20 protein-coding genes are annotated in these 22924 nt (G+C 72.7%); 13 read left to right on the forward strand and 7 right to left on the reverse strand.

Annotation, left to right across the window (positions count from 1 at the left end; genetic code table 11):
- The first annotated feature begins 3 nt into the window (after positions 1-3).
- Positions 4-207, forward strand: a complete 204-nt coding sequence (locus ABEA10_RS43145; protein ID WP_329259801.1) for a gas vesicle protein — start codon at positions 4-6, stop codon at positions 205-207.
- On the forward strand, positions 204-626 hold the full coding sequence (locus ABEA10_RS43150; protein ID WP_329259798.1) for a gas vesicle protein K: 423 nt from the start codon (positions 204-206) through the stop codon (positions 624-626). Before ABEA10_RS43145 ends, ABEA10_RS43150 begins: the two co-directional genes overlap by 4 nt.
- 155 nt (positions 627-781) lie before the next feature.
- Here the strand turns inward: ABEA10_RS43150 and ABEA10_RS43155 are convergent, their stop codons facing one another.
- Positions 782-1072, reverse strand: coding sequence for a hypothetical protein (locus ABEA10_RS43155; protein ID WP_345474224.1), 291 nt, complete (start codon positions 1070-1072; stop codon positions 782-784).
- Positions 1073-1393: 321 nt separating this feature from the next.
- On the opposite strand from ABEA10_RS43155, the gene ABEA10_RS43160 reads away from it, so the two are divergent.
- Positions 1394-2350: an SRPBCC family protein gene (locus ABEA10_RS43160; RefSeq protein WP_345474226.1), complete on the forward strand. Its 957-nt coding sequence runs from the start codon at positions 1394-1396 to the stop codon at positions 2348-2350.
- A gap of 63 nt (positions 2351-2413) precedes the next feature.
- On the opposite strand, the gene ABEA10_RS43165 is transcribed toward ABEA10_RS43160, so the two are convergent.
- Positions 2414-3274 (reverse strand): LysR family transcriptional regulator, encoded by an 861-nt coding sequence (locus tag ABEA10_RS43165; RefSeq protein ID WP_345474228.1) that lies wholly within the window; start codon positions 3272-3274, stop codon positions 2414-2416.
- 161 nt (positions 3275-3435) lie between these two features.
- Here ABEA10_RS43165 and ABEA10_RS43170 point away from each other — a divergent pair, with 161 nt between their 5' ends.
- Positions 3436-4203 (forward strand): RNA-guided endonuclease InsQ/TnpB family protein, encoded by a 768-nt coding sequence (locus ABEA10_RS43170; protein WP_345474230.1) that lies wholly within the window; start codon positions 3436-3438, stop codon positions 4201-4203.
- A 119-nt stretch (positions 4204-4322) separates the two neighbouring features.
- Here the strand turns inward: ABEA10_RS43170 and ABEA10_RS43175 are convergent, their stop codons facing one another.
- Positions 4323-5213 (reverse strand): Lrp/AsnC family transcriptional regulator, encoded by an 891-nt coding sequence (locus tag ABEA10_RS43175; RefSeq protein ID WP_329259786.1) that lies wholly within the window; start codon positions 5211-5213, stop codon positions 4323-4325.
- Positions 5214-5411: 198 nt separating this feature from the next.
- On the reverse strand, positions 5412-8390 hold the full coding sequence (locus ABEA10_RS43180; RefSeq protein WP_345474232.1) for an AfsR/SARP family transcriptional regulator: 2979 nt from the start codon (positions 8388-8390) through the stop codon (positions 5412-5414).
- Between the two features lie 235 nt (positions 8391-8625).
- On the opposite strand from ABEA10_RS43180, the gene ABEA10_RS43185 reads away from it, so the two are divergent.
- From ABEA10_RS43185 to ABEA10_RS43195, 3 genes are all read left to right on the forward strand, one after another.
- On the forward strand, positions 8626-9453 hold the full coding sequence (locus ABEA10_RS43185) for a polysaccharide deacetylase family protein (protein WP_345474234.1): 828 nt from the start codon (positions 8626-8628) through the stop codon (positions 9451-9453).
- An 81-nt stretch (positions 9454-9534) separates the two neighbouring features.
- Complete coding sequence (locus ABEA10_RS43190; protein WP_329262481.1) at positions 9535-10971, forward strand: GuaB1 family IMP dehydrogenase-related protein; 1437 nt, start codon at positions 9535-9537, stop codon at positions 10969-10971.
- Between the two features lie 69 nt (positions 10972-11040).
- Complete coding sequence (locus ABEA10_RS43195) at positions 11041-12084, forward strand: enolase C-terminal domain-like protein (RefSeq protein WP_345474236.1); 1044 nt, start codon at positions 11041-11043, stop codon at positions 12082-12084.
- A 61-nt stretch (positions 12085-12145) separates the two neighbouring features.
- On the opposite strand, the gene ABEA10_RS43200 is transcribed toward ABEA10_RS43195, so the two are convergent.
- Positions 12146-13471: a nitrate/nitrite transporter gene (locus tag ABEA10_RS43200; RefSeq protein WP_345474238.1), complete on the reverse strand. Its 1326-nt coding sequence runs from the start codon at positions 13469-13471 to the stop codon at positions 12146-12148.
- Positions 13472-13720: 249 nt separating this feature from the next.
- On the opposite strand from ABEA10_RS43200, the gene nirB reads away from it, so the two are divergent.
- The 5 genes from nirB (at position 13721) to ABEA10_RS43225 (ending at position 19208) form a co-directional block, all read left to right on the forward strand.
- A complete protein-coding gene (gene nirB, locus ABEA10_RS43205; protein WP_345474240.1) occupies positions 13721-16165 on the forward strand; it encodes a nitrite reductase large subunit NirB in 2445 nt (814 codons plus the stop codon).
- 112 nt (positions 16166-16277) lie between these two features.
- Positions 16278-16634, forward strand: coding sequence for a nitrite reductase small subunit NirD (gene nirD / locus ABEA10_RS43210; RefSeq protein WP_345474242.1), 357 nt, complete (start codon positions 16278-16280; stop codon positions 16632-16634).
- Positions 16631-17791 (forward strand): uroporphyrinogen-III synthase, encoded by a 1161-nt coding sequence (locus ABEA10_RS43215; RefSeq protein ID WP_345474243.1) that lies wholly within the window; start codon positions 16631-16633, stop codon positions 17789-17791. Before nirD ends, ABEA10_RS43215 begins: the two co-directional genes overlap by 4 nt.
- Before the next feature lie 64 nt (positions 17792-17855).
- Positions 17856-18569 carry a sirohydrochlorin chelatase gene (locus ABEA10_RS43220; RefSeq protein ID WP_345474245.1) on the forward strand — a complete coding sequence of 238 codons (714 nt, stop codon included), beginning with the start codon at positions 17856-17858 and terminating at the stop codon, positions 18567-18569.
- A gap of 72 nt (positions 18570-18641) precedes the next feature.
- Positions 18642-19208 (forward strand): P-loop nucleotide/nucleoside kinase family protein, encoded by a 567-nt coding sequence (locus tag ABEA10_RS43225; RefSeq protein WP_345474247.1) that lies wholly within the window; start codon positions 18642-18644, stop codon positions 19206-19208.
- 10 nt (positions 19209-19218) lie between these two features.
- Here ABEA10_RS43225 and ABEA10_RS43230 read toward each other — a convergent pair whose 3' ends face one another.
- On the reverse strand, positions 19219-20145 hold the full coding sequence (locus tag ABEA10_RS43230; RefSeq protein ID WP_345474249.1) for an esterase/lipase family protein: 927 nt from the start codon (positions 20143-20145) through the stop codon (positions 19219-19221).
- A 74-nt stretch (positions 20146-20219) separates the two neighbouring features.
- Complete coding sequence (locus ABEA10_RS43235) at positions 20220-22016, reverse strand: hypothetical protein (protein ID WP_345474251.1); 1797 nt, start codon at positions 22014-22016, stop codon at positions 20220-20222.
- Positions 22017-22152: 136 nt separating this feature from the next.
- On the opposite strand from ABEA10_RS43235, the gene ABEA10_RS43240 reads away from it, so the two are divergent.
- On the forward strand, positions 22153-22881 hold the full coding sequence (locus ABEA10_RS43240; RefSeq protein WP_345474253.1) for a hypothetical protein: 729 nt from the start codon (positions 22153-22155) through the stop codon (positions 22879-22881).
- The last annotated feature ends 43 nt before the right edge of the window (positions 22882-22924 follow it).

Consider the following 22924-nt stretch of genomic DNA (forward strand, 5'->3'; position numbering starts at 1 on the left):
GCGATGACGGTCCCCCTCGACGTCGGCCCGGCCGGCAACGGAACGGAGCGCGTCGCGCTCGTCGACCTGCTCGACCGGCTGCTCGCCGGCGGGGCCGTCCTCACCGGCGACCTGGTGATCTCCATCGCCGAGGTCGACCTGGTCCAGATCTCGCTCCGCGCGCTGATCATGGCCGTACGCGACGAAACGGAGGAGGACGAGGCGTGAACCGCTTCGAGGACCGCGCACCGGTGACCGGGAACGTCACGACGACGGACCTGACGACCGACGACCCCGTCACCGACGCCCTCCTGCACGGCCGTACGGAGCCGTCGGCGCCACCGGACCGGGCCGGCTCCGGCACGTCCCGTACGATGCGGCGGCTGCAGACCGACCCCGACACCGTCGAGCGTGACCTGGTGAAACTCGTCCTCACTCTGGTGGAGCTCATCCGGCAGCTCATGGAGCGCCAGGCGATACGCCGTGTCGAGGGCGGCGGGCTCTCCGAGGACCAGGTCGAGCAGCTCGGCCTCGCGCTGATGCGACTCGACGAGGCGATGGGCCGGCTGAAGGACCACTTCGACCTGGACGACCACGACCTCAACCTCGACCTCGGCCCCCTCGGGCCGCTGCTGCCCGAGAGCTGAACACCCACCGGACCGCCCGCCGCCCGTGGCGGCGGGCGGTCCACGTGGCGCGGCCCTCACGTACGGCCCGGCCCGTCGGCGGGCTCACGTACGACGGGCTTGGGACGAAGTTCGGGCGGGATCCGGCACCGCGCCGGGTCCCGCCCGTGGCGCGGTCACCTTCTTCTGCGGAATCGCCGGAAGAGCCAGCCACCGAGGATCAGTGCGATGACCGGCAGGGCGCGCACCCCGACGAATCCCGCGATCGCGCGCAGCACCTTCACGAGCCGGGCGAACGCCAGAGTGTGCAGGACCTTGCGCAGGCCCGGCAGCTTGAGCGCGTTCATCACCGAACCCTGCAGCGCCTTCTTCGGTGAGGGCACCTCACGCTTGCGCATCGCCCCCTTGATGCGTTCCGGTGAAGCCGTCTCCGTCACCTTGCCCACCGGCGTCGATTTCTCAGCCATATGCCGTCTCCTTATTCGGGGTTTCACCTCTTCGTCCGTCATACCCGAGGGGCGAGAACCATTCATGAGTAGCGCTCCGCATCCATCACGACCAACGTTTTGTGGCCGGAAAAACACCAGGAGTGACACCCGGCCCGCGTTCTTGACCGGTGGATTGTTTCCCACCTGAGCGGGTACCCCCCGACCGGCGGTTCCCGGCTACGAAGCCGGTGTCGCGGGAGGAAGGACACTGAAATGACGACTCGGTCAGCCTCCGAGAAACGCAAGAAGAATCCCACTGAACACATCGACCTCACTCGTTTGAAGGAGCTGAAGGGCACCGTGAAGACTGCGGCGAAAACCGTGAAGGCGGCCACCAGTGCGGCGAACCTGGGAAAGGCGGCCCCGAAGGCAGCGATAAGCGCGGCCAAATCACTGGGATCCGGTGACTCGTCCGCGAAGCAGGCCGTTTCCGGCGGGCTCGGCGCGCTGAAGAAGGCCGGAGCGAAGGTCCTCGGCAAGAAGGGCGGGCGAGCGAGCGAGAACCCGTCCAAGATCACCAACATCGTCGAGGAGGTCGACGTCGGGGCGCCGCGCCGGCTCGTCTACGACCAGTGGACCCGGTTCCAGGACTTCCCGGGCTTCACGAAGAAGGTGGAGGGCACCGAGCAGGTCGCGGACGAGAAGCTGCGGTGGAAGGCCAAGATCTTCTGGTCGTCCCGCGCGTGGGAGTCCACCATCGTCGAGCAGGTGCCGGATGAGCGGGTCGTCTGGCGGTCGACGGGCGCCAAGGGGTACGTGGACGGCGCCGTGACCTTCCACGAGCTGACGCCGGACCTGACCCGCGTGCTGCTGGTCCTCGAATACCACCCGAAGGGCCTGGTCGAGAAGACCGGCAACCTGTGGAGAGCCCAGGGCCGCCGGGTCCGGCTCGAACTCAAGCACTTCCAGCGGCACGTGATGGCCCACGCGCTGCTGGCCAAGGAGGACGACGCCGAGGGCTGGCGTGGCGAGATCCGCGACAGCGAGGTCGTCAAGAGCCACGAGACCGCGGTGGCCGACGAGAAGAAGCAGCGCAGCACCACCGGCAAGTCCGGCGGCACGACACGTTCCAGGAAGACCTCCGGCGCCGGCCGGTCGTCGAGCCGCTCCTCCGGCACCAAGCGCTCCGGCGGCGGCTCGTCCTCCAGCGGCTCCTCCGGCGCGTCCGGTAAGGGCTCGTCCGGCACTAAGCGCTCCTCCTCCCGCAAGAGCTCGTCCTCCGGTGCGCGCAAGTCGTCCGACAAGCAGCACGAATAGCCCGGACCGCAGGCGAGCCGCGTAGCCCCGAGCCCGCCGGAGGCGCCTTCGCGACGGGTCGGCTCAGCCTCGGCTCTTGGCGAAGGCGAGGAACTCGCGTGCGACCGGAGGCAGCGGACGGCGTGTGTGGACCAGGCCGATGGTCGTGGTGATCGGGGGCATGAAGGAGCGGACGGCGAGGCCCTCGACGGTCTCGATCTGGTTCCGGTACCACATCAGCGACCCGACCCCGGCGCGCACCCAGGTGAGCCACGCCCCCCGCTCGTTCGACTCCACCGCCGGGATCGGCGTGACGCCGATGCGGGACAGCACGCCGTCGAGCTCGGTCCGCCGGGCGCTGCCCCGGGCCGGCATGACCAGGCGCAGGCCTTCGAGCGCCGACTGCGGGACCGGCTCGCGCAGGTTGAGCCCGGCCGGGGAGATCAGGACGATCTCCCGCTGCTCGAGCGGGTGCGCCGCCAGGTCGCCGGGGACCGGCAGGTCGGTCAGGGCGAGGTCGGCGCGTCCATCGCGTACGGCGGCGCCCGCCGACTCACGGCCGTCGCAGCGGACCACCCGGATCCTCGCGGCGGGCTGTTCGCGGGCGAACTCCGGCAGCAGTCGCGCCGTGAGCTCGGGCTCCAGGGTGGACGTCGAGGCCACTCGCAGCTCCCCTGGCCGCGCGCCGGTGGGCGCGGCGGAGAACGCCTCGATCGCGTCGACCGCCCTCAGGGCGTCGCGGGCGTACCGGACGATCTGCTCTCCGGAGTCGGTGAGCGCCACTCCGCGACCGGCGCGGGCGAACAGCTCGACGCCCAGCTCACGCTCAAGCTCCCTGATCGCCCGCGACAGCGCCGGCTGTGCGACGAACAGGGCCTGGGCCGCCGCGGTCATCGTGCCGTGGTCGGCGGTCGCCACGACATAGCGCAGCTGCCGCAGATTCATCTTCTTCTGGCGCGCTGGCCCCGGTGCCCCGGCCAGGAAGGACGCGCCTCCTCCTCACAAGTCGATCGCAGGACAGCGGACGGGACCACGAATTGTCGGTGGCAGTCCGTAACGTCTTCGCCACGACAACGGAACGTCAGCGTGCGGAGGGAGGGCAGCGGGTGTCGTTGCGGAAATCGGCGGTCAAGCAGACAGGGTGCGCCTCGGTGGTACAGGTACGCCTGGCGCCCATCGCCTCGATCTGGACTCCCGCTGGCCGCGTGCACGTGGCCTACACCGGACGGGACCAAGACCTCGAAGCCATTGCCACGTTGCCGATCGGTGAGTGTGGCTTGATCGAACGTCTTCGCGACCGTCGGCACCGGCAACGCAAGCGCCTGCAGGCCAAAGGCACCTCCGCGGCTCGGCGTCGGCTGCGGGCGCTGGCCGGGCGCGAGTCGCGGATGATGAGAGACGTCAACCACCAGCTCAGCAGACACCTGGTGCGTGAGGCCTCGGTATTGTCCGCGCACGGAGCCGGCACCGGCCGCGGAATAGCCATGGAACGCCTTAATGGCATCCGCGACCGGGTAAGGGCTCACCGGTCCCAGCGACGCATCCTGCACAGCTGGGCGTTCGCCCAGCAGATCACCTTCACCCGCTACAAGGCCGAACGCGCGGGCATCGCCTTCACCACCGTCGACCCGGCATACACCAGTCAGACCTGCCCGCGCTGCGGGCACGTCACCCGGCTCGACCGGCCTGAGCGCGGCACCTTCAGGTGCCGATCCTGCAGTCTCGCTGGACACGCAGACCACATCGCAGCCATCAACATCGCCACCCGCGCTGTTGAGGGCTGGGGCGCCATCAACCGCCCACACGCCACCGGCCTCCCTTCACCCAGACGGGCCCCGGAGAGCAAGCCACCGGCGTCAGCCCGTGGCCGTTGATGGATCGAACGTAGGGCAAGGCGCCGCGCTCAGTCCTGGACATAGCCGGAATGGCCCGGACATTCACGGGGCGCGGTACCGCGCCCCGGAACGGACGAAAGCAGCCTTTTTAGGACCGATCAGTCGAGGTCGGCGCCGTACGTCTGCTTCACGACGTCGAGGTGGTGCCACGACTCGCCGACCCAGACGCCCGGCACCGCGCGAACCGCTTCGAGCGTGCTCAGCAGCACGTCGCGGGAGGTGGCGTCGATCCCACAGACGAGGTCGTACCGGCCGAAGCCGGTGACCACGTAGTTGATCCCGGACAGCCGGGCGATGCGACCGGCCGCCGTGTCGACGTCACTGGAGACGCGGACGCCCACTCCGGCGAGCTCGCCGGAGCCGAGGGCCCGCGAGTCGACGATCCCGCTCACATGGATCACTCCGGTGCGCATGAGCCGTACGGCACGCGCGCGGGTGGCCGCCTGGGACAGGCCGACCACCTCGGCAAGCCGGGTGTACGGGGTGCGGCCGTCGCGCGTCAGTTCGCGCAGCAGCCGCCAGTCGATCTCGTCCAGCGACACGTCGGGCAGTTCGGTGACGACGGAGTGCGCGTCCTTCACCACGGAGATGACACGGAAGACCTCCACTCCGCGCACACCGGGCAGCGAGCGTACGGCGTCGACCTCCTGGGCGAGCGTGACGTCGTCACGCACGCGTACCTCGGCGACGACGGCGTGCGCCCCGGTGGCCAGGGCGGCGAACCAGGCCGCCGGCTTTCTGGCCACCGCGTCGACCACATGGCGCGCCGGACCGTCGACGTCGATGAAGATATGGCCGATGGCGCCGGTTCCGATCACGGACGCGTGCACGATGCCCACCACGCGCACGATCCCCGAATCCAGAAGATGCTGCACGCGCGTGCGCACGGCCGTTCGCGACAGCCCCACACGGTCGGCCAGCGCCTGGAAGGTCGCCCTTCCATCCCGCTGCAGCTCGCGTACGAGCACAGCGTCGACCGCATCCAGCACGGGGGTCCTCCTCAGGGCCTGTATGTTCCTGCATTGGCTTGCATGATCATTTCACTACTGACGTCTTCGTCGCGAAAACGGAGCGTTGTTCGTGTACGTCCGCCAAAGGACCACCGATCTGTCGGTGAGGCGCTGCGTCGGTGCCGAAAGCGGCGCGTTACGTCGGCCGCCGGCGTGGCAACGTCCGGGCATCATCGGCTAGAGCTCGCGTCCCAATTCGACGAGGATTCCGCGAGCCTCGTCCCGCGCGGCCGTGGCCGCCTCCTCGTCGCCCTTCGCCACGTGGGTGTCGGCGAGGCAACGAAGGGTCTCGGCCACGTCGAGCGACTCATGGAGATCGCGGAAGATCCGCAGGGACTCTCCCAGCTGCGCGGCCGCGGCGTCCGGGTCGCCGTCGGCCAGGAGCATCTCTCCGGTGAGCCGCAGCACGTGTCCCTCACACGTGCGCCAGCCGACGTCACGGAAGGTCGTCATGACCAGGTCCAGCACCGGCCGTGCCTCATCGTGGCGCTTCTGCCGGACCAGGCACTCCCCCATCCGCATCCGCACCACCGCCTCGCTCAGCCGGTCACCGATCGCGTGGAAGGTCGGCAGCGCCTGCTCCAGCAGCCGCAGCGCCTCGCCGTACCGGCCGAGCTCCAGCTCGACGCCCGCGATGCGGCGCAGCGCGTGCGCCTCGCCCATGCCGTTGCCCGCGCTCCGGTAGAGCCGCAGCATCTCCTCGAACCGCGCCCGCGCCGGCTCGGCCCGCCCCTGGTCGAGGTCGCACAGGCCGAGCCCCTCCACGGCGTACGCCTCGGCGCGCCGGTCGCCCAGCTCGCCGAACAGCCGCAGCGCGTCGGCCCACAGCGGCCGGGAGGCCTCCGGGTCGCCGATGATGCGGACCGTGCCGGCCACGCCGCACAGCGCGCCCGCCCGGCCGTAGCGCTCGCCGATGCGCTCACAGAGCGCCGCCGCGCGCTCGAAGTGATCGCGCGCCTCGCCGAACTCGCTCTGGACGTACAGCATCGCGCCGAGGTTGATCTCCGACGCCGCCTCGCCGCGCAGGTCGCCCGACTCGCGCGCCGCCGCCAGCGCGTGGTCGCAGCAGCGGCGCCACTCGACCAGGTCGCCGCAGAACTCGAAGAACGGCAGGCTCGCGCTGGCGAGCTCCCAGCACGGGCCGGGCATGCCGGCGGCGTGCGCCTGCTCGACCATCGCAGTGATCGCGGACCGCTCGCTCTCGAACCACGCGAGCGGGTCGCGCAGCAGCACATCGGTGGTCTCCGGATCGAGCGGCATGCGGGGCGCGTCGCCGGACAGCGGCGCGTAGTAGCAGTTGGGCAGCCGGCGTTCGGCCTCGCCGACCAGTGCCAGCCAGGCCGCTGCCGCGCGGCCCAGCGCCGCTCGGCGTTCGGCCGGGGCCTCCTCGACGACGGCGCGCTCGCGGGCGTACACCCGCAGCAGGTCGTGGAAGCGGTAGCGCGGCTGGTCGGTCTCGTCGCGGCCGGCCACCTCCAGCAGCCGGGCGTCCACCAGCTCCTCGACCAGGTCCTCGCCCTCCTGCATCGGTACGTCGACCAGCGCGGCGGCCGTCCAGGCGGCGAAGTCGGCCACCTCCAGCACGCCGAGCAGCCGGAACGCCCGCTGGGCCGCCGCGGACAGGCCCCGGTGGCCCAGCGCGAGGCTGCCGCGCACCTCCAGGTCGGCGTGGACCAGCTCGTCGAGCCGCCGGTGCTCGTCGGCGAGCCTCCGCGCGAGCCGCTCGAGGGTCCAGTGCGGCTTGGCGGCCAGCCGCGCCGCCGCGATCCGCAGGGCCAGCGGCAGCCGGTCGCACAGCGCGGCCACGCGGTCGGCGGCCTCCGGTTCCGCGGCGACCCGCTCGGGGCCGGCCACGCGGGTGAGGAGCTCGGCCGCCTGGATCGGGTCGAAGGCGTCCAGCTCGATGCGCGTCGCACCGGCCAGCCCGGTCAGGCGCCGCCGCGAGGTGACGAGGACCGCGCACAGCGGGCTGCCCGGCAGCAGCGGGCGCACCTGCCGCTCGTCGGCGGCGTTGTCCAGGACGATGAGGGCCCGCCGCCCGTCGAGGCGTGCGCGGTAGAGGTCGGCGCGCTCGTCCGGATCGGCGGGGATGGCCGCGCCGTCGACGCCGAGCGCCCGCAGCAGGCGGCCGAGGACGTCGCCGGGGTCGGCCGGCGTGGCCTCGCTGCCGTGCAGCCCGACGTAGAGACGCCCGTCGGGGAACTCTGGCCGCAGCCGATGCGCGACGTGCACGGCGAGCGTGGTCTTGCCGACGCCGCCGCGCCCACTGATCGCGATGATCGGCACCGCGGCGTACGGCTCGGGGCGCCAGGTCAGCGCGGCGGCGATCTCGGCGACCTGCTTCGCGCGGCCGGTGAAGTCGCCGATGTCGGGCGGCAGCGGCGACGGCCTGCCGGACGGCACCGGCTCGGCCGCCGGCCCGGCCGGGCTCGTGTCGTCGGCGAGGATCGCCTGCTGGATGCGGCGCAGGTCGGGCCCCGGCTCCAGGCCCAGCTCGGCGACCAGCGTCTCGCGTGCGTCCTGGTAGGCGTCGAGCGCCTCCGAGCGGCGTCCCGCGCGATGGAGCGCGCGCATCAACTGGCCGCGGAAGCGCTCGCGCAGCGGGTGGGCCGCGACGAGGGACACGACCTCCGGGATGAGGTCGCCGGCCCGGCCGACGGCCAGGTCGGCGTCGATGCGCTCCTCGATGGCGGTCAGCCGCCGCTCCTCCAGGCGCGCCGCCTCGGCCGCGAGACCCGCCAGGCCGCCGAGGGCGGGGCCGCGCCACAGCGCGAGGGCGGCCCGCAGCTCGTCCGCGGCACGCGCGGGTTCCATGCCCCGGGCGTGATCGATGTGGCGCTCGAACTCCAGGAGGTCGACCTGGTCCGTGCGCAGGACGTACCCCGGCGGAACGGTCACGATGACGTCGCGGACCGGCTCACCGTCGGGATCGGCGAGCCGCCACGCCCGCCGTAGCGCGGAGACGCACGCCTGGATCTGCGCCGTCGCGGTCGTGGGCGCCCGCTCCCCCCAGACGGCCTCGATCAGGCGGTCCACGCTGCGCACGCGCCCAGGGTCCAGCGCGAGCGCGGCCAGCACGGCACGCGCGCGGGGACCGAGCGGAACGGAGACGGCACCGTCCCACAGCTCCACCGGACCCAAGAGCCTGACCTGCATGCCTGCCTCTCAGCGAGGGGGTTCGACCGGCACGCACGGCACCGGAGGATGCGCCGTGCGAGGGCGCCGGCAAGCTCCTAAGCTCAGTTCAGAGGTAAGTGTCGCATGAAGAAATCACTTATGGTCAATGTAGATGGCGGGAAAGATTCCATTTCGCCGTTTCGGCGGCCCGTCACGGCGCTGACTCGGCACCCCGCGAAAGGGGCTTTCGCCGGGTACGCGGCACACTGTCCGGATGCGATTGCGACACCTGATCGCGGTGCTCCTGCTCTCCGTCTCCGCCTGCTCGGCGGGGCACGACCACACCGTCGCCCGCCCGCCGGGCGGGCGGCTCCCGGCCGTGCGGCGCACCGGCCCGGCCGTCACTCCCACGCCCGCGCCTCCGCGCCCCCGGCACATGGTCCTCCACGGGGCGCGCGACTCCGGCATGGTCGCGCTCACGTTCGACGCCGACATGACGCACGGCATGTGGCGATCGCTCGACGCCGGGCGGATCAAGTCCTCCTACGACCACCGCATCGTCGACACGCTCGACGCCACCCACACTCCGGCGACCATTTTCGCCACCGGCATGTGGATCCGGCGTTATCCGGCGGCGACGAAGACGCTCGCGGCCGATCCGCTGCTGGAGTTCGCCAATCATTCCTATGAGCACAGCGCCTTCACGGCCCCGTGTTACGGCCTGCCGGTCCTGCCGGCCCGGGACCGCACGGCGGACCTGCGGCACGCCGCGCGGATCCTGCGCGACCACGTTCCCGCGCCCACGCCCTACTTCCGTTTCCCCGGAGGATGCCACGACCGGTCGGCGGTACGGACGGTGCTGGCCGCCGGGCTGACACCGGTGCAGTGGGACGTGATCAGCGGTGACGCCTTCGGCCACGACCCCCATGCGATCACGCGTACGGTCCTGAAGGAGGCGAAGGGCGGCTCGATCGTCGTCATGCACCTCAACGGAGCGCCCACCGCGCCCGAGACGCACGCTGCGCTGCCCGGGATCATCACCGGCCTGCGGGCGCGGGGGCTGCGCCTGGTCAAGGTGTCGGAGCTGCTCACCGCCCGTTGAACCGGGCACCGGCGGGTATCCATCACAATGGAGAGTGGCCTTTCCGGCCATTCGCCCAGATGACGAACGGTGTTGACGAACGTGCGCCTGCTGAACGGTGAGCAACCGGTTCACGACCTGACTTACAACGACGTCTTCATGGTGCCTCGCAGGTCCGACGTCGGCTCCCGGCTCGAGGTCGACCTGTCGACCAGTGACGGCAGCGGCACGACGATCCCCATCGTCGTCGCCAACATGACCGCCGTCTCGGGCCGCCGGATGGCCGAGACGATCGCCCGCCGCGGCGGGCTCGCGGTGATCCCCCAGGACATCCCGGTGGACGTCGTCTCCGACGTCATCGGCTGGGTCAAGACCCGTCATCTCATCGTCGACACCGCGATCCGGCTGGGTCCCGGCAGCACGGTCGGTGAGGCGCTCGGCCTGCTGTCCAAGCGCGCGCACGGCGCCGTCATCGTCGTCGCGGACGACCGTCCCGTCGGCGTGGTCACCGAGGCCGACTGCCTGAGCGTCGACCGGTTCACCCAGCTCAGCGAGGTGATGTCCCGCGATCTGCTCACGCTCCCGGACACCGTCGACCCGCAGAAGGCCTTCGACACCCTGCACACACGCGGCCACCGGCTGGCGCCCGTGGTCGACGGCGAGGGCCGGCTGACCGGCGTGCTGACCCGTACGGGCGCGCTGCGCGCGACGCTGTACGAGCCCGCGGTGGACGCGGGCGGCCGGCTGCGTGTGGCCGCCGCGATCGGCGTGAACGGTGAGGTGGAGGAGAAGGCAGAGGCCCTTCTTGCCGCCGGGGCCGACGTGCTGGTCATCGACACCGCGCACGGGCACCAGGACAAGATGCTCGGCGCGCTGCGGCGCGTGCGCGGGCTCGATCCTCAGGTGCCCGTCGTGGCCGGCAACGTCGTGACCGCGGACGGCGTGCGCGACCTGGTCGAGGCGGGCGCCGACATCGTCAAGGTCGGGGTCGGCCCGGGCGCGATGTGCACGACCCGCATGATGACCGGCGTGGGCCGCCCGCAGTTCTCCGCGGTCCTCGAGTGCGCCGCGGAGGCCCGCCGGCTGGGCCGCCACGTCTGGGCGGACGGCGGCGTACGCCACCCGCGCGACGTGGCCCTGGCCCTCGCCGCCGGTGCGGCGAACGTCATGATCGGCTCGTGGTTCGCCGGGACCCTGGAGTCGCCGGGCGACCTGCAGCGCGCCTCCGACGGGCGGCTGTACAAGGAGAGCTTCGGGATGGCCTCGGCCCGCGCGGTACGCCTGCGCACGGCCGAGGACTCGCCCTTCGAGCGGGCCCGCAAGGCGCTGTTCGAGGAGGGGATCTCCACCTCGCGGATGTACGTCGACCCGCAGTCGCCCGGCGTCGAGGACGTGCTCGACACGATCATCGCGGGGCTGCGGAGCGCCTGCACGTACGCGGGCGCGCGGACGCTGGAGGAGTTCCACGAGCGGGCGCTGGTGGGGGTGCAGAGCCCGTCGGGCTACGCGGAGGGCGAACCACTGCACGTCAGCTGGTGACCGCCCGCCGCACCGAGCATGTCCGGGATGGGTGGATCATAGAAGGGACGTCGAGGCGAGGACGGTGATATGCCCCGTATCCAGGGGTTCGAGGCCTACCGCATGGCGATGCCGCGCGGCCGGCGCCCGGAGAGCATTCTCGTCCGGGTGACGGACGACGACGGCCTCGCGGGCTGGGGCGAGGTGGCCGGCTCCGACGTCTGCTGGGCCGACATCGAGGAGCGCGTCGGCCCCGCCCTGCTCGGCCTCGACTGGGAGCTGCCCGAGGAGGTCGGCGGCGTCGGCGGGCTCGGCGGCAGCGCGGCGGCCTCGGCGACCGACATCGCCTGCTGGGACCTGTGGTGCCGCCGCCAGGGCAGCCCGCTGTCCCACTCGCTCGGCGGCACCCGCACCTCGGTGATGGCCGGCGCCCGGCTCGGCGCCGAACCCACGCTCGACGTGCTGCTCACCCGCGTCAACCGCCTGGTCGGCGCCGGCTACACGCGGGTCACGCTCGCGGTGCACCCCGGCTGGGACGTCGAGCCCGTCCGCGCCGTACGCCGGGCGTTCCCCGCGCTCGCCCTCCAGGCCGACGCCGGCGAGGCGTACACCGAGGCGGAGGCCCACCTCGACGCGCTGGAGGCCCTCGACGCGTACGGCCTGATGGCGATCGAACGGCCGTTCCCCGGCGACGACCTGCCCGCCTACGCCCGGCTGCAGCGGCAGATCGCCACGGCGGTGTGCCTCGACCCGGGCGACCTGGACACCGTCGACAGCGCCATCGCCATGAGCGCCGGCCGCATGATGGGCCTGCGCATCGCCCGGCTGGGCGGCCTGACCGCGACCCGCGGCGCCCACGACCGCGCGCTGGCGGCCGGCTGGGACGCGTGGTGCGGCGGCGCGGACGGGTTCGGCATCGGCCAGGCGGCGGCGGTCGCGGTGGCCAGCCTGCCGGGCTGCGACCTGCCGAGCGACGTGACCGAGACCCCGACCGCCACGGCGGTCGTGTCCCCGCCGGTGAGCGTGAACGGCGGCGTCGTGGCCGTCCCCCTCACCCAGCCGGGCCTCGGCCACGACATCGACGAGGCGATGGTCTCCCGCCTCGCACGCCAGAGCCTGCGCATCCCGGCCTGACACCGGCGTCACACCGGACGGCGGGCGTCTCTAGCCCGCCGGGCCCCGAGGGCGCCACGCGTCACACCCCGGCGAGCCGGGCGGAGCGGCGCAGGTACACCACCCGGGTCACGACGGCGCAGAGTACGTAGAAGCCGATGAAGGCGACGTAGGCGCCGGTGCCGGACCCGTACGCGAGGAACGACTGCCGGAAGGCCAGGTTCACCAGGACGCCGCCGAACGCGCCGACGGCGCCGGCGAGGCCGATCACGGCTCCGGACAGGCGGCGGGCCTCCGTCTCCTCCGCGCACCTCACACGGAAGATCGCCGGGATCATCTTGTACGTCGAGCCGTTGCCGACCCCGCTGAGCACGAACAGCAGCACGAACCCCACGATGAACAGCGGCAGCGACCGCTCCGCCGAGGCGAGCAGGACCACGGCGGCGCCCAGCGCCATGGCGGCGAAGTTCCAGAACGTCACTTTCGCGCCGCCGAGCCGGTCCGCCAGCCTGCCGCCCACCGGGCGGACCAGGGAGCCGAGCAGCGGCCCGAGGAAGGTCAGGTACGCGGCCTTGACCGGCGTGGCGAAGTCGGCGGCGAACTGCACCTGGAGCACCTGGCCGAAGGCGAACCCGAAGCCGATGAACGACCCGAACGTGCCGATGTAGAGCAGCGAGACGATCCAGGTGTGGGCATCCCGCGCGACGTCGCGCATGGCCCGCCGGTCGTTACGGAGCCCGGGGAGGTTGTCCATCCACAGCGCCGCGCCGACGGCGGCCAGGACGACGAGCGGAATGTAGACGCCCGCCACGAGACGCGGGTGCCCGGCGCCCGCCGTGGCCAGGACGGCCAGGCCCACGAGCTGGACCACGGCCACCCCCAGGTTGCCGCCGCCGGCGTTGACCCCCAGCGCCCAGCCCTTGAGCCGCTGGGGGTAGAAGGCGTTGATGTTCGCCATCGAGGAGGCGAAGTTGCCCCCGCCGACGCCCGCGACGGCGGCGACCGCCAGCAGCGTCCCGTACGACACGCCGGGGTGGATGACGACGGCGGCGGCCACGGCGGGCACGAGCAGCAGGCCGGCGCTGATCATGGTCCAGTTGCGACCGCCGAACCGGGCCACCGCGAAGGTGTACGGCAGGCGCAGCGCCGCGCCGATCGCCGTGGGCACCGTGGTGAGCACGAACTTGCCCGCCGGGTCGATGTGGTACGCCGGGCCGAGGAAGAGCACCAGCACCGACCACAGGCTCCAGACCGAGAAGCCGACGTGCTCGCTGAAGATGGACAGGACGAGGTTGCGCCGGGCGACCCTCGCCCCGGTCGCCGTCCAGAACGTCGCGTCCTCGGGACGCCAGTCGGTGATCCGGCGTGGGGCGGTGGTAGTGGGCGTGCGCCGCTCGACGGTGGTCATGGGAGCCTCCTGCGGGTCCGTAGGGCCGCCCAGGACGGTAGGAACGCGGCGTTTCCCTCTCGTTTGAGGCGGGAGTCGGCGGTGCTACGTTCCGTGCACGCCACACGGCGCGGTGTTGTGAGGCCGCGCACCGGCCCGCCGGGTCCCCGGTGAAGCGCTTGTAGCCTCGCGGTAATACAGCGGACTCGGTCGTGAAACGCCCCGGCCGCAGGATCGGCACATGCCGCCGACTCCTACGGGGAGAGTCTCATGACCGATCTCGTCGTCATCGGCCACGGGCCGGCCGCTCACCGCCTGGTCGAGGCGGTACGTGAGCGGGACACCGAGGGCCGCTGGCAGATCACCGTGGTGGGCGAGGAACCGCGTCCGGCCTACGACCGGGTCGCGCTGACCTCCTACCTCACCGACGGCGCCGACCTGGCGTACCCCGCCCACGACGACGCCGTACGCGTCCGTACGGGAGAGCGGGTGACCTCCATCGACCGTGCCGGCCGTACGGTCACGACGGACGCCGGGGACACGCTGCGCTACGACACGCTGGTGCTGGCCACCGGATCGGTGCCGTTCGTCCCGCCCGTGCCCGGGGCCGGCGCCGCCTTCGTGTACCGCACCATCGACGACCTGGACGCCCTGCGGGCACGGGCCGCGGGCCGCGCGAGCGGGGTCGTCGTCGGCGGCGGGCTCCTGGGCCTGGAGGCGGCCCGCGCCCTGCAGGGCCTCGGCCTGGAGACCCACATCGTGGAGATGGCGCCCTGGCTGATGGCCCGCCAGCTCGACGAGGGCGGCGGGGCGATGCTGCGGCGGCACATCGAGGCGCTCGGCCTGCGGGTGCACACGGAGGTCATGCTGGAGCGCGTCGAGGCCGACGCGGTCCATCTCGCCGGCGGCACCGTCCTGCCGGCCGGCGTCGTCGTCTTCTCCGCCGGCATCCGCCCCCGCGACGAACTGGCCCGCGACGCCGGGCTGGAGGTCGGCGAGCGCGGCGGGATCGTGGTGGACGACGCCTGCCGCACCGGCGACCCGCGGATCTACGCGATCGGCGAGTGCGCGCTCGTGGGCGGGCAGGTCTACGGGCTGGTCGGGCCGTGCCTGTCGATGGCCGAGGTGGTCGCGGACGCGCTGTTCGGCGGGGCGGCCCGGTTCGCGGGCGCCGACACGTCCACGCAGCTCAAGCTCATGGGCGTCGACGTCGCGAGCTTCGGCGACCCGTCGGCCGACGCGCTGAACGTCAGCTACACCGACCCGGTCGCCGGGACGTACAAGCGGCTCGTCGTCAGCGACGACGCGGGGACCCTGCTCGGCGGGGTGCTCGTCGGCGACGCGTCGGCCTATCCCACCCTGCGCGCCTGCGTCGGCGCGAGCCTGCCCGCGGCGCCCGACCGGCTCCTGTTCGGCGGCACCGAGGCCGTCGCCGGCGCGATGACCGAAGAGACGATGGTGTGCAGCTGCAACGGCGTCAGCGCCGGCGCCATCCGCTCCGCGATCACCGACGGGGGCCTCACCGACCTTCCCGCGGTGAGGGCGTGCACCCGCGCGGGCACCGGCTGCGGCAGCTGCGTCCCGCTGGTGAAGCGGATTCTCGACGAGGAGCTCACCTCCGCGGGCATCCCGGTGAGCCGGGCGCTGTGCGAGCACTTCGACCACACCCGCGCGGAGCTGTTCGACATCATCCGGGTGCGGGGCATCACGACGTTCAGCGGGCTCATCGCCGAGTACGGCCGGGGCCGCGGCTGCGACATCTGCAAGCCGGCGGTCGCCTCGATCCTGGCCAGCCTCGGCACCGGGCACATCCTCGACGGCGAGCAGGCCGGCCTGCAGGACACCAACGACCAGTTCCTGGCGAACATGCAGAAGAACGGCACCTACTCGGTGGTGCCGCGCGTGCCCGGCGGGGAGATCACTCCGGAGAAGCTGATCGTCATCGGCGAGGTGGCGCGCGACTTCGGCCTCTACACGAAGATCACCGGCGGCCAGCGGATCGACATGTTCGGGGCCCGCGTCGAGCAGCTCCCGCTGATCTGGAAGCGGCTGACCGACGCCGGGTTCGAGTCCGGGCACGCGTACGGCAAGGCGCTGCGCACGGTCAAGTCGTGCGTGGGGTCCACCTGGTGCCGCTACGGCGTGCAGGACTCGGTCGGCCTGGCGATCCGGCTCGAGCTGCGCTACCGGGGCCTGCGCGCCCCGCACAAGATCAAGTCGGCGGTGTCCGGGTGCGCGCGGGAGTGCGCGGAGGCGCAGAGCAAGGACTTCGGTGTCATCGCCACCGAGAAGGGCTGGAACCTCTACGTCGCCGGGAACGGCGGGATGCGGCCGCGGCACGCCGACCTGTTCGCCACCGACCTGGACACCGAGACCCTGATCCGCTACATCGACCGGTTCCTGATGTTCTACATCCGCACCGCGGACCGGCTCCAGCGCACCGCGTCGTGGCTGGAGAGCCTCGACGGCGGCATCGAGTACCTGCGGGACGTCATCGTCGCGGACCGGCTCGGCATCTGCGACTCGCTCGACGCCGCGATGGCCCGGCACGTGGAGGACTACAGCGACGAATGGCGGGCGACGCTGGAGGACCCCGAGCGGCTGAGCCGCTTCGTGTCCTTCGTCAACGCCCCCGGCACCCCCGACCCGAGCATCGTCTTCGAACCCGAACGCGACCAGATCAAACCCGTGATCCCGGAGGTGGTGTCCCGGTGACCTCGCGAGCGAGGAGACCGGGAACACCGGCAGAGGAGGACTCATGACCGAGCGAAGCGAGGGAATCAGAAGACGCGCCCCTGTGGTCACCCTCCCCGACGAAGGAGGGCTCATGACCGAGGTACTGGACCGTCCCCCCGTGTCGGTGCGCTGGCAGACCGTCTGCGACTACGACGACCTCCCGCCGGAGGACGGCGTGTGCGCGCTCGTCCACGGAGAGCAGGTGGCGATCTTCCGGACCCACGACGGGCGCCTGTACGCCCTGTCCAACCGCGATCCGTTCAGCGGCGCGTACGTGCTGGCGCGCGGCATCGTGGGCTCCCGCGGCGGCGTGCCCACCGTCGCCTCGCCCATGTACAAGCAGGTCTTCGACCTGACGACGGGCCGCTGTCTGGACGACCCGGCGGTCCGGGTGCCGGCCTACCGCGTGCGCGTCAGCGGCACGCGGGTGGAGGTGGCCCGCGCGTGATCGACGAGCCCCTGGCCGGCTTCACGGTGGGCGTGACGGCGGCGCGCCGGCACGAGGAGCTCTCGGCGCTGCTGGAACGCCGCGGCGCCCGGGTGGTCTACGCCCCCGCGATCCGGCTGGTGTCGCTGTCCGACGACGCGCTGCTCCTGGCCGCGACACGGCAGATGCTGGCGAACCCGGTCGACGACGTCGTCGTCACCACCGGCATCGGGTTTCGTACGTGGCTGGAGACCGCCGACGGCTGGGGGCTGCGCGACGACCTGCTCGGGGAACTGAACGACGCCCGGATCCTCGCCCGCGGCCCCAAGGCGCGCGGCGCGGTCCGTGCGGCCGGGATGGCCGAGGCGTGGTCGCCGGAGTCGGAGAGCTGCGAGGAGGTGCTGCGCCACCTGTTGCGTGAGGACCTCACCGGCCGCCGGATCGCGGTGCAGCTGTACGGCGAGCCCTGCCCGGAGCTCACCGACGGGCTGCGGCGGGCCGGCGCCACGGTGCTGGAGATCCCGGTGTACCAGTGGGCACCGGCCGAGGATCCCGAGCCGCTCCGGCGCCTCGTCGAGCGGGCCGTGGCGGGCACGCTGGACGCGATCACCTTCACGAGCGCGCCCGCCGTCGCCGCGACGCTGGCCGTCGCCGACGAGCACGGCAGCGGAGAGCCGCTGCTCGAAGCCCTGCGCACGCGTGTCGTCGCCGCCTGCGTCGGCCCGGTGACCGCGGCGCCGCTGGAACGCCACCGCGTGCCGACCGTACGGCCGGACCGTTCGCGGCTCGGCGCGCTCGTCCGCGCCCTCGCCGCCGACCTGCCGGTACGGCACTCGGGCCGGATCGTGGTGCGCGGCCACACGCTCGAACTGCGCGGGCACGGCGTGCTCGTCGACGGGCGGCTGCGGCCGGTGACACGGGCTCCGATGGCGGTGCTGCGGGCGCTGGCGGAGCGTCCCGGGCACGTCGTCTCGCGCACGGAGCTGTGCGGCGTGCTGCCGAGCGGAACCGGGCCGGCCGGACCGTGGCAGGCGCGTCTCCAGCCCGACGAGCACGCGGTGGAGATGGCGGTGGCACGGCTGCGGCGCGTCCTCGGGCGGCCCGGCCTGATCGAGACGGTGGTCAAGCGCGGCTACCGGCTCGCCTGCGAGCCCGCCGCGGAGGGCGCCGTACCGTGAGCGAGCGAAGCGAGTGAACCGGCAAGCGCGCGCCCACGGTCACTCCACCGACGAAGGACGACTCGTGAGCGCGACTCCGATACTGCTGGCCGTGGGCCACGGCACGCGCGACCCGGCGGGGGTCGCCACGATCCGCGCCCTGCTGGAACGCGTGCGCGCGCTGCGCCCGGCGCTGCCCGTGGCGGCGTGCTTCGCCGAGATCTGCGCGCCGTCCCTCGATGACGCCGTGGCGGGCCTGGGCGGGCCCGCGGTGGCCGTGCCGCTGATGCTGGGCCGCGGCTACCACTCCCTGGTGGACATCCCCGGACGCACCGGCCCCGGCACCGTGGTCGCCCGGCCGCTCGGCCCCCACGCACTGCTGGCACGCGCGCTCGCCGACCGGCTGCGGGCGACGCCGCCGGCGGACGCCGTGGTGCTCGGCGCCGCCGGAACGTCCGATCCCTCCGGCATGGCCGACGTCCGCGCCGCGGCGCGGCTGCTGGGGCGGCACCTGGGGCGCCCGGTGGCCCACGGGTTCGCCGCGTCGGCGGAGCCGTCGCTCACCGATGTCGTCGGCGACCTGCGACGGCGCGGCGCCCGGCGGGTCACGGTCGCCTCCTACCTGCTCGCCCCGGGGTTCTTCCACCGGCGGATCCACGACTCCGGCGCGGACGCCGTCAGCCCGCCGATCGGCGTCCACGACGCGCTCGCGACCCTGATCCTGCGCCGGTACGACGAGGCGGCGCTCGCGTACGGCCCGCTCGGCGAAACGCCACAGAAGGCCGCTTCCCGCCCATAGTGCCTCCGCGTGGATGATGGTTCCGGAGCGTCGGGGAGCTGACCTGGCTCTCAGCGGGAGATGATGCGGCACATGGAACCCCTTCCGAGTGCGGTGTGGGTCGTGGCCGGGCCACCGGGCAGCGGGAAGTCGACGGTGGCCGACCTGCTCCTGGCGCGGCTGCGGCCCGTTCCCGCGCTGCTCGACAAGGACACGCTCTACGGCCCGTTCGTCTCGGCGACGCTGCGCGCGAACGGCCGCCCGGATGGCGAGCGCGAAGGTCCGTGGTACGACGAGCACATCAAGGTCCACGAGTACGCCGGAATGACCGCCACCGCCCTCGAGATCCGCTCGCACGGATGCCCGGTGCTGCTCAGCGGCCCGTTCACCGGGCAGATCCACGACCCTCGCCGGTGGCGCGCGTGGACCGAGGAGCTGGGCGGTTCGCCGGTGCACCTGGTCTGGATACGCGCGGACCGCGAGACGCTGCTTTATCGCCTCAAGAGCCGCGGCCTCGAACGCGACCAGCGCAAGCTGGAGCGCTTCGAGGAGTTCGCCGCCGCGATACGCGTCGGTCAGGCACCGCCGGTCCCCCACATCGCGCTGGACAACCGTCTGGCGGCCCGGCCGCTCGCCGACCAGCTCGACGAGCTGCTCTAGGACCTGGAGGTCAGAACTCCGGGCCGTAGCCGGTGCAGTCGGCCCGGAAGTGCGGGGTGGCGGGGCCGAGGGAGTTGAGGACGTTCTGGATGGCGGGGCCGTCGAGTGAGAGTCCGACGTGGCCGACGGCATCGCCGGGGCACTGGTCCTGCAGCACGATGTCGGTGACGTCGGCGCCCTCGAGGAGGGAGTTGGTGTACGGCGTGACCGTGCCGTCGTGGGAGCCGGCGATCACCACGTAGCGCGGGCCGGGCACGGTGTCGCCGTCGGCGAACAGCGCGGTCTGGAAGGGCGAGCCCTCCTCCTGCTCTGTCTCGGCGGGCGCGCCGATGAGCGTATAGGCGCCATTGACCAGCCACAGCACGCGCAGAGTCCGGCCGAGATCGACGAGCCCGCCCAGCGTCGTGCCGTGGTTGGTGGGCGCCAGGCCGACCATGGTGTGGACCTTGGCCGCGCCGCCCAGCCGTTTGATGTAGTGGTTGGGCATCATCCCGCCCTGCGAGTGCCCGACGACGTCCACCTTGGCGGCGCCGGTCGCGGCCAGCACCCTGTCGACGAAGGCGCTCATGGTCGCGGCCGACCGCGCGATCTCCCCCAGGCCGTACAGGTGACCGAACAGCGAGGAGTAGGTCTCGCCGTAGTTGAAGGCGTAGACGCAGTATCCGGCGTTGGCCAGCGTCGCGGCGAGCGCGACCCAGGCCGAGCCGAGGTTGGACGTGGTGCCGTGGACCAGCATGACCGGGTACGGATGCGCCCGCGACGGCCGGCACGACCAGTCGTTGGCGCCCGCGACGGCGTCCGGGCTGACGAAGAAGCTCGTGACGGCCGTCTTCAGGTCACCGACCGGATATCGACTCGCCGCCCGCGCCGGGGCCGCCGTGAGAGCCAGCGCCGCGACCCCCGCGACGAGCCCACGCGAGATGGTCCTCTTGACCATGCGGCCTGCTCCCTTCGCGCCGATCACACGCTACGGAGCCCACTGTTGAAAAAACAAGAGCGTTCATATGGCAGCTAACTTCGGAACAGCTCCCGCAGGTTCACCACCAGCAGCACGCCGGCGACCACGACCATCGGGCCGAGCAGCACGTACCGGCCGCCGTACACGACCGCGAAGCTCAACCCGACCACGACGGCCACGGCACCGGCCAGCATCAGCAGGCCCGTCGCGAGCGCGAGCATCCGGCGGCGGGCCCACGCCTCCATCGTCAGGAAGAGGAAGACGACCCCGGCGAGAAGGATCGAGACCGGCTCGTGCGGCACGACGAAGACGCCGACGACGGCGAGGATGAACAGGGGCGTGCTCAGCGCGGCCCAGACGTTGAGGAAACGCGTGCGAGAGCCCCGGGTCGGCGTGTACGGGACGTTCGGCTCGCGCAGGTGCTCCTGCGGTTCGGCCTCGGGCGGGCGTGCGAGCGTCGCGTCGTGCGCGGCGCGCTCCTCGGCCAGGTCCGTACGCGTGCGGACCAGCGCGCGAAGGGCGTTCTCGGCCTTCACCACGTCCGCCGACCGCTGCCGCGCCAGGGCGCGGGCGTTCTCGTGGTGGCCGAGGGAGACGGCGGCCGCGCGCAGCCGGCGCAGCTCCTCGCGGTCGCGCTCGATCGTGGCGTCGGCGTCCGCGATCTCCCGGTTTAGGATCGCGATCCGCTCGCGCAGCGCCCGGTCGTCGTCCTCGGGCTGGGGCGGGACCTTCTGCAGCCCGGCCCACCCGAGCGGGTCCGCCCACAGGGTGCGCACCCGGCCGTCGCGCTCGTAGCGCGGGCCCGCCGGCGCGCGCTCGCCGCCGACCCAGTCGCGTGTGTCGCGCCCCCACAGCCCGTGGAAGCCGCTCACCCACGGCGTCTCGTCGGAGATGAGCACCGGATGCCAGCCACGCGCACGGGACGGGCCGATCTCCTCGCCATCGCCCATGGCGTAGTCGATGAAGGGGATGCCGACGCCGGTGTGCCGGCGCCCCTCCCGCAGCCAGGGGAAGGCGAAGGCCGTGACCCGCCGGGTGCCGCGGAGGACCGGGCGCAGCCGTGCCGGGTTGACGGTGACCAGGTACCGGCCGCGGACGAACGCGCCCGAGTGCGAGCCCGCTCCGACGTAGATCATCGGATGGTCGCCGACCCGCCGCAGCTCGGGGTCGTCCCAGCGGCGCCGCAGGTCGTCGCCCGACTCGTCGTGCGCGGACACCGCCACCCACGCCGGCCGCGGCCCGTCCGGCGACTCGGCGAGGTAGACCGTGACGGCCTCCCAGTCCGCCTCGTGGTCGTTCACGCCGCTGAAGGTCGTGCGCCAGTCGTTCATCGCGTACAGGAAGAAGTACTGGAGGACCACATAGCCGCCCTCGCGCACGACCCTGCCGTAGTAGGTGCAGCGGTACGGGTTCATGCGGCGCTCGTACAGGTCGGCGGCTGCCGCGGCGACGCCGCCGGGCACCGAGCCGCGCAGGAACAGCGACGCGCGGAGCAGCACGTCGAAGACCCGGCCGAACAGCCCGACCGCGGCGAGCCGCCCCGACTTGGCGATGGGCGGTTTGGCGTGGGAGTACCGGCGGACCTCCTTGCGGTGGAAGGGCTCCTGGACGAGCAGCAGCGACAGCTGGGAGTCCGGGTATCGCGCCGCCATCGCCACCAGCACCTCGGTGGTCAGCTGACCCGCGGGGACGAGCTGCTCCTCCCCCCGCCACAGGCCGCAGCAGCGGACGTAGTCCTCCACGTCGACCGGGAAGAAGCGCTCCCCGTCGGTGTAGGACAGGACCGGTTCGTACCGGCGCAGCAGCTCCAGGTCGGACTCGTACGGAACGGTTTCTTCCGGCTCAGCCACCGAATCCCCTAGTAACGGCCATTCGGCTGTTATACCGGACGGCCATTACCGGTGATGTCTCTGTATCGGGGTGCATGAACGGTTTTTCACCGGGTACCCCGTAGGCGCTTCAGCCGTCCAGGGAGTTGATAGCCAAATGTCCGCAACGCTACGAGTCCCGCGCACCCGCGGTGCCCTCAGCGGGCTGCTGCTGGTGCTGCTCGGCCTGTGGGGGGCGCTCATGCCGCTCGTCGGGCCGTATTTCCACTTCGGGTTCGCCCCCGACGAGGCGTGGCACTTCACGTCCGGCCGGGTGTGGCTGCAGGTCGTGCCCGGCGCCGCCGTCTTCCTCGGCGGCCTGATCGCGCTCGCCAGCGCCAACCGCGCCTTCGCGGCGTTCGGCGCCTGGCTGGCCGCGCTCGGCGGCGCCTGGTTCGGCGTCGGCGTCCCGCTCAGCGGCCTGTGGGCCGACCAGGGCCGCACGACCCTCGGGTCGGCGCTCGGCGGCACGACGCGCCAGGTCGCCGAGCAGATCACGCTGCTGTACGGGCTCGGCGTCGTCGCCGTCTTCCTCGCCGCCGTCGCCCTCGGCCGCCTCGCCGTGGTCGGCGTACGGGACGCCGCGCTGGCCGAGCGCGCCGACCGGCCGTCGCCGGTGGTCGAGGAGAGGCCGGTGACCGACGCGTCCCCCGGCCCCCGCCCGCCGCTGGGGCGTCGCCCGGTACGACCGGAGGACGCCACCGTGCCGCCGCCGCGCGGTCCGCTGCCCGAGCGGATCCCCGGCACCTCACCCGAACCGGTCCCGCCGCAGACCACGGGCCCGGGCGACGTGAAGGTGGCCGGCCGGACCGACGAGACGCGCGGGCGACCGGGCGCCGGCGCCTGACACCGTCTCGGATTCCACGGCCCCCGTCCGCTTCCCCCGGCGG

This window comes from Actinoallomurus oryzae, assembly GCF_039541955.1.
Classification (GTDB): domain Bacteria; phylum Actinomycetota; class Actinomycetes; order Streptosporangiales; family Streptosporangiaceae; genus Actinoallomurus; species Actinoallomurus oryzae.

Excerpts from the sequence above, each read along its gene's own strand:
- ABEA10_RS43145 (WP_329259801.1), top strand. The coding sequence starts at position 4 with ATGACGGTCCCCCTCGACGTCGGCCCGGCCGGCAACGGAACGGAGCGC.
- ABEA10_RS43155 (WP_345474224.1), bottom strand. The coding sequence starts at position 1,072 with ATGGCTGAGAAATCGACGCCGGTGGGCAAGGTGACGGAGACGGCTTCA.
- ABEA10_RS43165 (WP_345474228.1), bottom strand. The coding sequence starts at position 3,274 with ATGAATCTGCGGCAGCTGCGCTATGTCGTGGCGACCGCCGACCACGGC.
- ABEA10_RS43180 (WP_345474232.1), bottom strand. The coding sequence starts at position 8,390 with ATGCAGGTCAGGCTCTTGGGTCCGGTGGAGCTGTGGGACGGTGCCGTC.
- ABEA10_RS43185 (WP_345474234.1), top strand. The coding sequence starts at position 8,626 with ATGCGATTGCGACACCTGATCGCGGTGCTCCTGCTCTCCGTCTCCGCC.
- ABEA10_RS43195 (WP_345474236.1), top strand. The coding sequence starts at position 11,041 with ATGCCCCGTATCCAGGGGTTCGAGGCCTACCGCATGGCGATGCCGCGC.
- ABEA10_RS43200 (WP_345474238.1), bottom strand. The coding sequence starts at position 13,471 with ATGACCACCGTCGAGCGGCGCACGCCCACTACCACCGCCCCACGCCGG.
- nirB (WP_345474240.1), top strand. The coding sequence starts at position 13,721 with ATGACCGATCTCGTCGTCATCGGCCACGGGCCGGCCGCTCACCGCCTG.
- nirD (WP_345474242.1), top strand. The coding sequence starts at position 16,278 with ATGACCGAGGTACTGGACCGTCCCCCCGTGTCGGTGCGCTGGCAGACC.
- ABEA10_RS43225 (WP_345474247.1), top strand. The coding sequence starts at position 18,642 with ATGGAACCCCTTCCGAGTGCGGTGTGGGTCGTGGCCGGGCCACCGGGC.
- ABEA10_RS43230 (WP_345474249.1), bottom strand. The coding sequence starts at position 20,145 with ATGGTCAAGAGGACCATCTCGCGTGGGCTCGTCGCGGGGGTCGCGGCG.
- ABEA10_RS43240 (WP_345474253.1), top strand. The coding sequence starts at position 22,153 with ATGTCCGCAACGCTACGAGTCCCGCGCACCCGCGGTGCCCTCAGCGGG.